Raw genomic sequence first — 12,120 nt, 5'->3', positions numbered from 1 at the left:
GCGGCGCTGCGCTCGGCCGCGGTCCGTCCGCCTCCTAAGGTCGACATCATGTCGTCGAACCACAGCATGCGAGCGATCCAGTACGAGCGAGTGGGTGGACCCGAGGTGCTGACGCAGGTGGAGGTGCCGATTCCGGACCCCGCCGGAGAGCAGGTGCGGGTGGCGATCCGGGCCGCCGGCGTCAATCCGGCCGATTGGAAGATGCGCGCCGGCCTGATGCCCGGTCCGCCCGGATTCCCGCGCCGCGCCGGATTCGAGATCGCGGGCGTGGTCGACGCCGCCGGCCCCGACGCCCGGTTCCGGCCGGGTGACGAGGTGCTGGGCTGGGCACAGGGTGGCGGCTACGCGGAGTACGCGCTGGGCACCCAGCTCGTCGCCAAACCGGCGGAGCTGTCCTTCCCCGAGGCCGCGGCGATCCCGGTCGCCGCCAATACGGCCGGTACCGGACTGGACGAACTGGCCGTGAAGTCGGGCGAGACGGTGGTGGTGAACGGCGCCTCGGGCGCGGTCGGCGCGTTCGTGGTGCAGCTGGCCCGGGCGCGCGGGGCCACGGTCGTCGGCACCGCCTCGGCCGCCAATCAGGAGGTCGTGCGCACGCTGGGTGCGGTGCCGACCACCTACGGTCCCGGCGTCGCCGACCGCGTGCGCGAGCTGGCACCGCACGGGGTCGACGCGGTCTACGACTGTGCCGGTCACGGATTCCTGGACGCCGCAATCGAATTGCGGGGCGGAACCGATCGGATCATCACCATCGCCGACGGCGCCGCCGCCGACAAGGGCGTCACTTTCTTCGCCCGCACCGGCGGCCCCGCCCTCGATATCGTGGCCCGCGTCGCGCAGCTCGTCGCCGCGGGAGAATTCCGCCTGCCCGGCGCCGCACGAACGTACCCCTTGTCCGAGGCCGCCGCCGCCCAGCGCGACAGTGAAACCGGGCACGGACTCGGCAAAATCGTCCTGCTCCCGTAGCCGCTCCGGAGAACTTCGCGTTCTACGCTGGCGATATGACCGACTCCTGGGTGCGGGCCTTGCGGGACCGGATCGACGGCGAGGTCGACGACGATGCCCGACGCCGCGCGGAGTATTCCTCGGACGCCTCGAACTACCGCGTCCTCCCGGCGGCGGTGATCTACCCGCGCGGGGACGAGGATGTGGCCACGGCCATGCGGTTCGCCCGCGAGGAAGGCAGGCCGATCACCGCGCGCGGTGGCGGAACCTCCGTGGCGGGCAATGCGATCGGGCCCGGACTGGTCCTCGACTTCAGCCGGTACATGAACGCCGTACTGTCGATCGACGCCGACCGTCGCTGCGCCCGGGTGCAGCCGGGGGTCGTGCTGTCCGGCCTGCAACAGGCCGTCGGGCGGCACGGCCTGCGACTGGGCCCCGACCCGTCGACGCAGAACCGCTGCACGCTCGGCGGCATGATCGGTAACAATGCCTGCGGCCCCCGCGCGGTGGCCTGGGGGCGCACCTCCGATACCGTGCGTGAGCTGCGCATTCTCGACGGCACCGGCGCCGAGCGCGGCCTGGGCACCGATCTGTCGGTGGTGGCGGGGCTGGCCGAGTTCACCCGTCGCAATCTGGCGACGCTGCGCACCGAGCTGGGCCGGTTCGACCGGCAGGCCTCGGGATACGGACTGCAGCACCTGACTCCCGAACGCGGCGCGTCGATCGCCAAGGCATTCGTCGGGTCCGAGGGCACCTGCGGCCTCGTGCTCGACGCGACCGTCGATCTGGTCCCGTTGCCCAGCGCGACCGCGGCCGCGATCCTCGGATATCCCGATATGCCCGCCGCCGCCGACGACGTGAAAGCCGTCATGGCGGGCCGGCCGATCGCGGTCGAGGGCTTGGACGCCCGCCTGGTGGATGTCGTGCGCGCGCACGGACGCCCGGTACCCGAACTACCCGCCGGCGGTGCGTGGCTGTTCGTCGAATTCGCCGGGGCCACCGCGGAATCCGCCTACGAGAGTGCGGCCGCGGTCACCACCGCCTGCGCCGCACTCGACACCCGGATCGTCACCGACGAGCGAACCGCGGCCCGGCTGTGGCGGATTCGCGCCGACGGCGCCGGCCTCGCCGGGCGCACACCCGCGGGCGAACCGGCCTGGCCGGGCTGGGAGGACGCCGCGGTCCCGCCCGAGCGGCTCGGTGACTACCTTCGCGATTTCGATCGGCTGATGCGTGATCACCGGGTGGACGGCCTGCTGTACGGGCACATCGGTGACGGGTGCATCCACGTCCGGCTGGATCTCCCGATCGCCCGTGCGCCACAACGGTTCCGCGACTTCCTGTTCGACGCCACCGATCTGGTGGTGCGCTACGGCGGATCGGCCTCCGGTGAACACGGGGACGGCCGCGCCCGTTCGGAACTGCTGTCGCGCATGTACTCACCGGACGCCTTGCGTGTATTCGCCGAATTCAAAGGGCTTTTCGATCCGGACGCGATCCTGAACCCAGGCGTTCTGGTCCGCCCCGCACCGGTCGATACCGGTCTGCGTCTGCCCGGGCTGCGCCCGGTCCCGGATGCGGGCGGTTTCGCATTCACCGCCGACGGCGATATCGGCACGGCGGTACACCGCTGCGTCGGGGTCGGAAAATGCCGCGCCGACACTCGCGCGACCGGCGGTTTCATGTGCCCGTCCTACCTCGCCACCGCGGACGAGAAGGACAGCACCAGGGGCCGGTCGCGTGTGTTGCAGGAGGTGGTCCGAGGCGCGCTCGACTGGCGCGACGAGGCGGTCGCGCAGTCGCTGGACCTGTGCCTGTCGTGCCGGGCCTGCTCCTCCGACTGCCCGGCCGGTGTCGATATGGCGACCTACAAATCCGAGACGCTGTATCGCGCGTACCGGGGACGGCCGCGCCCGATCGACCACTATGTGCTCGGCCGGTTGCCGCAGTGGCTGGCGGTGGGCACCAGGATGCCCCGAACCGTGAACGCGCTCACCGGCATTCGATGGTTGCGGCGGGCGGGTATGCGCGTGGCCGGAATGGATCCGCGGCGTCCCGCGCCGCGACTGGCGCCGCGCTCGTTCCGCAGCCGGTGGGCGGACCGCGGAAGCGACCGGCATCCGGACGGCCCGGTGGCGATGCTGTGGATCGACAGCTTCACCGATGCCTTTGCCCCGGAAATCGGCTGGGCCGCAGTGGAACTCGTGGAATCGGCCGGATACCGGGTCCGTATCCCGGAGCGCCGGGTGTGCTGTGGCCTCACCTGGATCAGCACCGGCCAGCTCGACGGGGCGCGACAGCGATTGCGAGCCGCCCTGGACGCACTCGACGACCACGTTCGACAGGGCGGCCAGGTGATCGGCCTGGAGCCTTCGTGCACGGCGGCGCTGCGAGCGGATCTCCCGCAGTTGCTACCCGACGATCCGCGCGCGGCGAGTACCGCCCGGGCCGTGCGCACCCTCGCCGAATTCCTGACGGAGCAACCGGATTGGCAGCCACCGGACCGATCGGGCGAGCCGGTGGTGCTGCAGCCGCATTGTCATCAGCATGCCGTGACAGGGTTCGACGCCGATCGGCGGCTATTGCGGCGAATGGGGGCTGAGATCACCGAAATCAGTGGATGCTGTGGACTTGCCGGGAACTTCGGAATGCAATCCGGACATTACGAGATTTCGGTCGCGGTAGCGGAGGGCGGGTTACTCCCGGCATTACATGCGGCCGATCCGGAGACACCCTTCCTGGCGGACGGATTCTCGTGCCGCACCCAGGCCGATCACCTGGCCGGGCGCCGGGGCCGTCACCTCGCGCAATATCTGACTGATCGATGATTCAGATGGCGGGAGGTCGCGCCGGTGATTCACCGCGCACGCCCGCCGCGCCGAGTGGCGGCGGGCGAGGGCGGTGCCGGGATCAGCTACCGAACGGCAGGGTGCCCGGAGGGATCTGGTAGCCCGAGCTACCGGCGGATACTCCGCCCCACGCGCTGAGCAGCCAATTCAGAATGTTGGTAAGCATGGACACCTCCGTTGTGGCATTGCCGAATGATTGCTGTTGAACCATTCTTCGGCGAAATCGGCGCGCTTAATCATATCGTTACATGCTTGCCCGAAGCCGTGACCCGCGCCATAGGAATACCTGGGAGTTTCCTCGAGACGCGGCTGCCCGGCGGCCGGTTCGGCCCCGACCCCGCGGGTCCCGCCCGGTCGGCCTCGGGCACGGCGCACAATGAGTCGGTGCGAGGACGAAGCAGGCCGATGATCGACTCTCCCCGATCCGGGGTGATCGCCGCCCGGCACAGTCCCTCCCGCACGACTCACGACTCCGCTCGCGCCGAGAGCGACGGGGCGGCCCGCACCGTCACCACATCGCGGCCGATAGCCCTCGCACATACTCTCGCCCCGCTGCGCCGGGGTCAGGGCGACCCGTGCCACCGCGTCACTCCCGACGGCGCCCACTGGCGAGCGTCGCGCATGGCCAGCGGCCCGGTGACCTATCGCCTCGTCCAGTCCGAATCGAATGTCGTGGCGGCACGGGCCTGGGGTCCGGGTGCGGCGGAATTTCTCGAGCACCTGCCCCGCATGCTGTGCGTCGACGAGGAGCTCGACGACTTCGCCCCCGAACATCCCCGCATCGCCGAGGCGCACCGGCGTCATCCCGGCCTGCACATGCTCCGCACCGGACTCGTCTTCGAGGCCTTGGTGCCGGCCGTGCTCGAGCAGCGGGTGCACACCGTCACCGCTCGCGGCTCGTATCGAAAGCTGGTGTGGCAGTACGGCGAACCGGCGCCCGGACCCACGCCCGCGCCGATGCGGGTGCCGCCGTCGGCGCAGACTTGGCGCTACATCCCCTCCTGGGTCTATCACCGCGCCAACGTCGATCCGCAGCGTTCGCGCACGATCGTCACCGCCGCCCGGATGGCCGAGAAGCTGGAAGCCGCCGCGACGATGACGCCGCAGCGGGCTGCCGAGCGGCTGTGCACCGTGCCGGGGATCGGAGTGTGGACGGCCGCGGAGATCGCGCAGCGAGCCCTGGGTGACGCCGATGCGCTGTCGGTCGGTGATTTCCATCTGGCCGCGATCGTCGGCTGGACGCTGCTGGGCCGCCCGCTCGACGACGAGGGCATGGTCGACTACCTGGAACCGCTACGCCCGCACCGCTATCGGGCGATCCGGCTGCTCGAGATTTCGGGGCAGGCGCGCAAGCCGGCGTTCGGCCCGCGGACTCCCCTGGTCGACCACAGCCGGATCTGAGCGGATCAGCGCTGCGCCGTGGCCTGTGCGGCGGTCTGGGCGCGACGCAACGCCTCGGGTACCGGAATGCGGCCGAGGAACATCTCGTCGAAGATCGGGTCGACCGCCTGCAGTGCGGCCACGAAACCCGGTCCGCCACCCGAAGCGATCCGCGGCCCGCGCAGCACATCGAAGAACGGCGACACGTCGATGCCCCGGTCCGCCCAATACTCCCGATACAGCCGCTGATCGGCCATCACGGCCGGAATGGTCTGCCCACCGGCGGCCAGATACCGGTTGCCGGCGGGGCTACCGAGCCAGGCCAGCACCCGCCGCACCGCATCGGGGTGGGCGGTGCGGGCATCGGCGGCGATGCCGATCGCGTTGTCGGTACTCACCCGGCCTGCGGGCCCGGCCGGAATCATCGCGATCCCCCAGCCGAAGCGAGCCTGCTGCGCGATCTGCGCCAGATTGAAACTTCCCGATTGGAACAACGCCAGCTTGCCCTGCAGGAAGGCGTTTTTCGCGAAATCACTGCCGCTGCGGGTATCCGCCGCCGGAGGGGTGAGCCCCGCCCGCACCAGCCCCACGAGATACCCGAAGGCATCCACACCCTGTGGACTGTCGAAGACGTACCGATCCTCATCCTGGAACTGCCCGCCCGCCGATCCCAGATACGGCAGCGAGAGCGACTGGAAATCGTTGGCGGCGTTGTAAGCCCAGGTCGCCGCCGCGGCGATCCGGCGCACAAGCGGTTCGAAGGTATCCGGCCCGTGGGGATTCCAGGTCGCGCGTGCCAATTCCGCGGGGTCGACTCCGGCCGCGCTCAGCAGATCGCGGTTGTAGTAGACCGCCGTACCGCCGTCCACGAATTGCGGTATCGCCCAGAGCTTTCCGTTACGTGTGTACTGCTCCACCGCACCCGGATCCCATTGCCGCACCGCCTCGGGGCCCAGCATCGCGCCGATATCGGCAAGTCGGCCGGCATCGGCGTAATCGGTGTACAGATTCGTCCAGAACAGGTCGTCCACCGTTGCGCCCGCCACGTCGAGACGCAACTTCTGCTGATAGGACGCCCACGGCACCACCGTGATCCGCACCTCGACATCCGGTTCGGCGCGCTGGAATTCGTCCAGTGCGGCGCGATAGGCGGGTACGAAACTCGCATCCCAGATCCGCAGCCGGATCACCGTGCGACCCGATCCGCCCGTACTGTCGTGGCCCAGCCACAGCGCCGCGGTCACCAGCAGCACCACGCCGAGTGCGACGGCCAGCACGCTCAGCGTCGAGGTCTTCACGGCTCTCATTTCAGGGCCGTCCACGCGATGGACCGCAGCACCTGCCGCTGGAAGATCACGAAGAGCACCAGCAGCGGCACGATCGCCAGGGTCGTCGCCGCCATGACCAGCGTCCACTGCTCGTTGTAGTGGGTCTGCAGATCGGCGGTGGCCACCGTGAGCACCTGCCAGCGGCCCGAGCCGGCGACCAGTGGCCACAGGAAGCTGTTCCACTGCGTCACCACGGTGATCACCGCGAGCGTCGCCAGAATGGGACGGCTCGTCGGCACCACGACATGCACGATCACGTCGAGGGTGTTCGCGCCGTCCAGCCGCGCCGCGCCCATCAACTCGCGCGGAATGGCCCGGAAATACTGGCGCAGCAGGAAGATCGCATACGGCGAGCCGAATACGAACGGCAGCACCAGTGCCCAGAACGTGTTCAGCCAACCCAGATGCGCGAACATCAGATACAGCGGAATCAAGGTGACGATCGGCGGCACCATCATCGTCGCCAGGTAGATCCAGAACAGCAGGTCGCGACCGCGGAACTCGGTGCAGCCGAACGCATATGCGGCGGCGATGGAGGTGACCAGCTGCCCGATGGTGATGAACGCGGTCATCAACGCCGTCACCAGCACCGCGCGGCCGAACCCCTGGTCGAACGCCGCGCGGAAGTTGTCCCAGGTCATCGGATCCGGCAGTGCGAGCGGAGATTCCGACGCGAACTGCCCCGGCGTCTTCACGGCCGTGAACGCGCCCAGCGCCAGCGGCGCCACCGTGCACACCGCGCCCGCCAGCAGCAGCAGGTAGGCGAGGGCCGATCGCGCACCCGCCGAACGGCGACGCCGGGCATCAGAATTCATAGCCGGTCCTGGTGCGGAAGTAGCGATGCTGGAGCACGGTGATCGCCAGCATGATCCCGAAGACCACGATCGCCATGACCGCGGCCCGTCCAGGCCGCGCGGCGTCGAACGCTTCCGAAAAAATCTGCATCGCCACCACATTCGTGCGATCGCCCGGACCGCCCTTGGTCAGGGCATACACGGTGTCGAAGGTCTGGAACGCGGTGATGGTCCCGGTTACCAGGACGAAGAACAGAGTGGGGCGCAGCAGCGGCAGTGTCAGCCAGCGAATCCGCCGCCAGCCGGTGGCCCCGTCCAGCGCCCCCGCCTCGTGGATCTCCGGAGGTATCGCCCGCAGCCCCGCGACGAAGAACAGGGCCACATAGCCGAAGTTCGACCAGATGCTCACCGCCGCAACCGAAGGCAGGGCCAGCGCCGGATCCGCCAGCCATTCGATCCGCCGGCCCAGCAGTGCGTTGAGAGCGCCGTCGGTGGGTGCGAACAGCCAGCGCCAGATCACGCCCACCGCCACCGGCGCGCACATCCAGGGCAGCGCGAACAGCACCCGGAACGCGCCACCGGCACGGCGGCGCACCAGCAGCGCGGCCACCGCGAATCCGAGGACGGTCTGCAGCGGCACCACGAGCAGGGTGAGCGCGGCCGTCACCAGGAGGGCATGGCCGAATGCGTCATCGGACAGCACCGAGCGCCAATTGCGCAGGCCCACGAATTCCATGGGCCCGAGCAGATTCCAGCTGTGCAGGCTGAGCCAGCCCACCAGCACGATCGGCAGGATCAGGAAAATCCCGATCCCGAACAGGCTCGGCGCCAGCAGTATCCAACTCGTCACGGCACGACGAACCGCTCGTCGGTTCACAGCAGATGACGCTACCGGTCACCCGGTAGCGGCGTCGCCGCAGCGCCGCGGCGCCGGGCTCGCTCAGTCCAGCGGACCGCCGGCGACGTAGACGACCTGCCCGGAGACGAAGCCGGCTCCCTCGCTGACCAGGAACGACGCGGTATGCGCGATGTCCTCCGGCCGGCCCACGCGCTGCACCGGAATCTGTGCGGCGGCGGCCTTCTGGAAGTCCTCGAACGGCACGCCCACCCGCTCGGCGGTCGCGGCGGTCATATCCGTGACGATGAATCCCGGGGCGATGGCATTGGCCGTGACGCCGAATTTGCCGAGTTCCAGCGCGAGGGTCTTGGTGAAGCCCTGCAGGCCGGCCTTGGCCGCGGAGTAGTTGACCTGGCCGCGGTTGCCCTGCGCCGAACTGCTCGACATGTTCACGATGCGACCCCATTTGGCGTCGACCATGTACTTCTGCACCGCGCGGCTCATGAGGAACGCGCCGCGCAGGTGCACGTTCATCACCGCGTCCCAGTCGTCGACGCTCATCTTGAACAGCAGGTTGTCGCGCAGGATGCCGGCGTTGTTGACCAGGACGGTCGGCGGTCCGAGCTCGTCGGCCAGCTTCGTCACCGCGGCGGCGACGGAATCCTCGTTCGAGACATCGGCGCCCAGCGCGACGGCCCGGCCGCCGGCGTCGGTGATCGCCCGGACGGTGTCGGCGCAGTGCGCCGCGTCCAGGTCGAGTACGCCTACCTGCAGTCCGTCCTGAGCCAGCCGGGTCGCGATCGCGGCACCGATGCCTCGTGCCGCGCCGGTGACGACGGCAACGCGTTCAGCCATTGGCGGTCCTCCTGTACCTCTCGGAACATTCGCTGGGAAGGAACGGTACGCGCCGCTGTTCCACCCACCGCGGCGGCAGCCGCATTTCACCCACCGCGGCGGCAGCCGCTATTCCACCCACCGCGGCGGCAGCCGCTATTCCACCCACAGCGACCAGATGCTGCTGCGCCCCTGTCCTTCGCAGACCAGCGCGTGCCCGTCCGGGGTGCGGGCCGTCTTGTCCAGATTGGGATCGCATTTCGCCCCGCCCTCGTACACGGCGGTCGACACCGAATACGGCCCGGTCCAGCGGTAGCCGCTGCTGCCGTGCAGGCAGAGCAGCGTGCTGCCGTCGGTCGCGGACCCGATCAATCCGGCCTGCGCCTGCGTGCACACCTCGCCCTTGGCCGCCGAGACGGGCCCGGCGGGAGCGGTCGTGGTCGTGGCCGGCGCGGTCGGCGGCGGTGTCACCACCGTCGCCGGTACCGCAGTCCGGGTCGCGGCGGTGTTCGAGGTGACGGTCTCGGTGCTGAGGGCGGCCGGAACCGCGCCCAGCGTGGTGTGCGGCAGGGTGACACCCGAAAGCACCAGCGCCGCAGCGAGAATCAGCACCTCGGCCAGTCCCAGGAGCAGGGCCGACATCGCCATCACCCGTCCGCGCGGATGGCTGAAGGCGATCAGGCCGAATACGATGGCCACCGGGAACAATCCGAGCAGCGCGGCCACCAGCGCGACGATCGCGTACGGATTGACGATCGGCGGCACCTCCACCCGCAGCCGTCCGGTGCGGCGGCGGTTGGGTGCGCCGTCCCATCGGTCCTCCTCGGCGTCGGGCGCCGGCCGCCGCCGGTTCGTCGTGGTTTCCCACCGTTCGTCGGGCGGTTCGGCGACCCGGGGATTGGCGGCCCGGCGCGACGGCGGCGGTTCCCAGCGATCGTCCGCGGCGACGGGCTCGTCGGCCCAGTACTCCTCCTCGGGGACCTCGGGCCAGCGTTCCTCCGCGTACTGGTTGCGGGCCATGTGGTTCCTCTCGGTCGTGCAGGAACCTGGACACGCGGACCCCGCCCGTTACCGAAGAAGAATAGGTGGATCGGCGCGACCCGCAACCCCCGTCTCTTCAGGGCGGGCGTCCGGCGCGCGCGCAGCCGCCGGACGTCATCCCCGAGCGTCCGGCGCGCGCCACTAGACCTCGTCGATCACGTGCTCCCCGACGAATGCGATCCGGATCGCCAGCAGCCAACCGGCAATCGCGAGAACGATGCGGTCGTACAGATCCGGTCCGCTGCGGCGGGCATGGCGTGGGCGGTGGGCGCCACCGCCCACGGGTAGCGGCCGGGTGTCCGGGAGATAGACCGCCGCGCGGTGGCCGCCGTCGACCCGGTGCCGTGCGTGCCGGTGGGCGGCATGCCGGGCGCCTCCCCCGGCGAACGCGGTCACGGGATGGCCCGATCGTCGAGGACGCAGCGGCCCTGTTCGACCAGCACCGCCCGCGCCCGCCGCCTGACCACGCACGTATCGACGGTGCAGTCGAGGTGCAGTTGCATTGCGGCGTGGGCTTGTTCGACGGTCATGATGCCCGGATCGGCGCCGCAGCGCAGCAGTCCGGCGACCGGCAGGTGCAGATTCGTCAGTTGCATTCGGACACCCCCGCCGCGAACCGGCGGCGCGGTGGAGCTGGTGGATCCTGTGGTCCGGTCGCGGCGCGGCCGGTCGAAGCGGACGAAAGTTCGCTGGTCATCAACGACGACCCGATGACATGAACAGCCATGACTCCTCGTTCCTGCATGCGATACCCGACTGTGCTCGGCGAGCCGACTCCGGGGCCCCGCTGCGAGCACACTCTCAGCATCCATCAGATCGTCGCTGCGCGGGGCAGAATCGCCGATCCCGTCCGATTCTCAGCGAACCGCCAGCACCGAATCAGCTTGGGAGAAAAGGACTTTTCGCATCCGTCCGAGCGTCGCCACCTGCGAACACTCCGGGCATGCCGCCGCGCCGCCGCCCGGTATGCGCGCCCCGAATATTTGCCGGCAGATCACGAAACCACACCCGTTTCGCAACGAATCTATGTTTACCCCGGGCCCGTTCGGGTAATCAGAACTACATGGATCGCGGGCTGAGAAATACCTCACCTCGGTACCGCAAACTGCTTCCGGGTGACTGGGTAGAACACCTTATCGTCGGAATGTTGTTCGTGGTATCGGCTGTCGGGGTGTACGTACTGACCGGTGCCATGCTCTCGTCACTGCTGGTAGGAGCGCTGGTTGCGGTAGTCGCGATCGGTGTGGTGACAATGCTGTAGCCGGTCGGCGAACCGACCGGCTACGTGGTTACCGTTATTCGAACAAAGTGAGAAACGGCGGAATCGGAAGCGAAGAAATTCTTCTCCGATTCCGCCGTAGATTTATCGCCGGAACAATTTGTTACCCAGCCAGACGATCGGATCGTATTTGCGATCCACAACCCTTTCCTTCATCGGGATGAGGGCGTTGTCGGTGATCTTGATGTGCTCCGGGCACACCTCCGTGCAGCACTTGGTGATGTTGCAGAAGCCGAGTCCGAACTCCTCCTGCGCCATCTCGCGCCGGTCCGCCACATCCAGCGGATGCATCTCCAACTCGGCCACCCGCATCAGATAGCGCGGTCCGGCGAAGGCGTTCTTGTTGTCCTCGTGGTCGCGCACGACGTGACAAACGTTCTGGCACAGGAAGCATTCGATGCACTTGCGGAACTCCTGCGAGCGTTCCACATCCCGCTGCTGCATGCGGTAGTCGCCCGGCTTCAGATCGGCCGGCGGAGTGAAAGACGGTATTTCCCTGGCCTTCTGATAGTTGAACGACACATCGGTCACCAGATCGCGAATTACCGGGAAGGTGCGCAACGGGGTCACCGTCACCACCTCGTCGGCGGCGAAGGTCGACATTCGGGTCATACACATCAGACGCGGACGGCCGTTCACCTCCGCCGAACAGGAACCACACTTGCCGGCCTTGCAGTTCCAGCGCACCGCCAGATCCGGGGCCTGGGTGGCCTGCAACCGATGAATGATGTCGAGGACGACCTCGCCCTCGTTCACCTCGACGGTGTAGTCCTGCAGTTCGCCCTTGTCGTCGTCACCGCGCCATACGCGGAAGTGGGCATCGTAACCCATT

General features: G+C 68.8%; 11 protein-coding genes. 3 read left to right on the top strand and 8 right to left on the bottom strand.

Annotation, left to right across the window (positions count from 1 at the left end):
* Positions 1 to 48 precede the first annotated feature (48 nt).
* The 3 genes from ACPCUW_RS08195 to ACPCUW_RS08185 all read left to right on the top strand — a co-directional run bounded on the left by ACPCUW_RS08195 (position 49) and on the right by ACPCUW_RS08185 (position 5,195).
* Positions 49 to 966 (top strand): NADP-dependent oxidoreductase, encoded by a 918-nt coding sequence (locus tag ACPCUW_RS08195; RefSeq protein WP_227463100.1) that lies wholly within the window; start codon positions 49 to 51, stop codon positions 964 to 966.
* Positions 967 to 1,001: 35 nt separating this feature from the next.
* Entirely contained in the window at positions 1,002 to 3,773 is a 2,772-nt protein-coding gene (locus tag ACPCUW_RS08190) for an FAD-binding and (Fe-S)-binding domain-containing protein (RefSeq protein WP_423424174.1), read from the top strand.
* Between the two features lie 426 nt (positions 3,774 to 4,199).
* Entirely contained in the window at positions 4,200 to 5,195 is a 996-nt protein-coding gene (locus ACPCUW_RS08185) for a DNA-3-methyladenine glycosylase family protein (RefSeq protein WP_305780981.1), read from the top strand.
* A gap of 5 nt (positions 5,196 to 5,200) precedes the next feature.
* Here the strand turns inward: ACPCUW_RS08185 and ACPCUW_RS08180 are convergent, their stop codons facing one another.
* From ACPCUW_RS08180 to ACPCUW_RS08145, 8 genes are all read right to left on the bottom strand, one after another.
* Positions 5,201 to 6,481 carry an ABC transporter substrate-binding protein gene (locus ACPCUW_RS08180; protein ID WP_423424173.1) on the bottom strand — a complete coding sequence of 427 codons (1,281 nt, stop codon included), beginning with the start codon at positions 6,479 to 6,481 and terminating at the stop codon, positions 5,201 to 5,203.
* Positions 6,478 to 7,317 carry a carbohydrate ABC transporter permease gene (locus ACPCUW_RS08175; RefSeq protein WP_423424171.1) on the bottom strand — a complete coding sequence of 280 codons (840 nt, stop codon included), beginning with the start codon at positions 7,315 to 7,317 and terminating at the stop codon, positions 6,478 to 6,480. The genes ACPCUW_RS08180 and ACPCUW_RS08175 overlap by 4 nt, the downstream gene beginning before the upstream one ends.
* Positions 7,307 to 8,173 carry a carbohydrate ABC transporter permease gene (locus tag ACPCUW_RS08170; protein ID WP_423424169.1) on the bottom strand — a complete coding sequence of 289 codons (867 nt, stop codon included), beginning with the start codon at positions 8,171 to 8,173 and terminating at the stop codon, positions 7,307 to 7,309. The genes ACPCUW_RS08175 and ACPCUW_RS08170 overlap by 11 nt, the downstream gene beginning before the upstream one ends.
* Before the next feature lie 63 nt (positions 8,174 to 8,236).
* Positions 8,237 to 8,989: a 3-oxoacyl-ACP reductase FabG gene (gene fabG, locus ACPCUW_RS08165; RefSeq protein ID WP_063026015.1), complete on the bottom strand. Its 753-nt coding sequence runs from the start codon at positions 8,987 to 8,989 to the stop codon at positions 8,237 to 8,239.
* Positions 8,990 to 9,124: 135 nt separating this feature from the next.
* Positions 9,125 to 9,988 (bottom strand): DUF4190 domain-containing protein, encoded by an 864-nt coding sequence (locus ACPCUW_RS08160; protein ID WP_423424167.1) that lies wholly within the window; start codon positions 9,986 to 9,988, stop codon positions 9,125 to 9,127.
* Positions 9,989 to 10,150: 162 nt separating this feature from the next.
* Positions 10,151 to 10,405, bottom strand: coding sequence for a hypothetical protein (locus tag ACPCUW_RS08155; RefSeq protein ID WP_063014362.1), 255 nt, complete (start codon positions 10,403 to 10,405; stop codon positions 10,151 to 10,153).
* Positions 10,402 to 10,605, bottom strand: coding sequence for a hypothetical protein (locus tag ACPCUW_RS08150; protein ID WP_063014360.1), 204 nt, complete (start codon positions 10,603 to 10,605; stop codon positions 10,402 to 10,404). Before ACPCUW_RS08150 ends, ACPCUW_RS08155 begins: the two co-directional genes overlap by 4 nt.
* Positions 10,606 to 11,372: 767 nt before the next feature.
* The gene (locus ACPCUW_RS08145) at positions 11,373 to 12,119 is read right to left on the bottom strand and encodes a succinate dehydrogenase/fumarate reductase iron-sulfur subunit (protein ID WP_305780986.1); all 747 of its coding nucleotides are present in this window, start codon (positions 12,117 to 12,119) and stop codon (positions 11,373 to 11,375) included.
* Position 12,120 lies beyond the last annotated feature (1 nt).

It is taken from the genome of Nocardia sp. AB354 (genome assembly GCF_049538315.1).
In the GTDB taxonomy this organism is placed as follows: domain Bacteria; phylum Actinomycetota; class Actinomycetes; order Mycobacteriales; family Mycobacteriaceae; genus Nocardia; species Nocardia nova.
The sequence above is the reverse complement of the archived record's forward strand: the minus strand, read 5'-3'. Positions and strand labels throughout refer to the sequence as shown.

Excerpts from the sequence above, each read along its gene's own strand:
- ACPCUW_RS08195 (WP_227463100.1), top strand. The coding sequence starts at position 49 with ATGTCGTCGAACCACAGCATGCGAGCGATCCAGTACGAGCGAGTGGGT.
- ACPCUW_RS08190 (WP_423424174.1), top strand. The coding sequence starts at position 1,002 with ATGACCGACTCCTGGGTGCGGGCCTTGCGGGACCGGATCGACGGCGAG.
- ACPCUW_RS08185 (WP_305780981.1), top strand. The coding sequence starts at position 4,200 with ATGATCGACTCTCCCCGATCCGGGGTGATCGCCGCCCGGCACAGTCCC.
- ACPCUW_RS08180 (WP_423424173.1), bottom strand. The coding sequence starts at position 6,481 with ATGAGAGCCGTGAAGACCTCGACGCTGAGCGTGCTGGCCGTCGCACTC.
- ACPCUW_RS08175 (WP_423424171.1), bottom strand. The coding sequence starts at position 7,317 with ATGAATTCTGATGCCCGGCGTCGCCGTTCGGCGGGTGCGCGATCGGCC.
- fabG (WP_063026015.1), bottom strand. The coding sequence starts at position 8,989 with ATGGCTGAACGCGTTGCCGTCGTCACCGGCGCGGCACGAGGCATCGGT.
- ACPCUW_RS08160 (WP_423424167.1), bottom strand. The coding sequence starts at position 9,988 with ATGGCCCGCAACCAGTACGCGGAGGAACGCTGGCCCGAGGTCCCCGAG.
- ACPCUW_RS08150 (WP_063014360.1), bottom strand. The coding sequence starts at position 10,605 with ATGCAACTGACGAATCTGCACCTGCCGGTCGCCGGACTGCTGCGCTGC.
- ACPCUW_RS08145 (WP_305780986.1), bottom strand. The coding sequence starts at position 12,119 with ATGGGTTACGATGCCCACTTCCGCGTATGGCGCGGTGACGACGACAAG.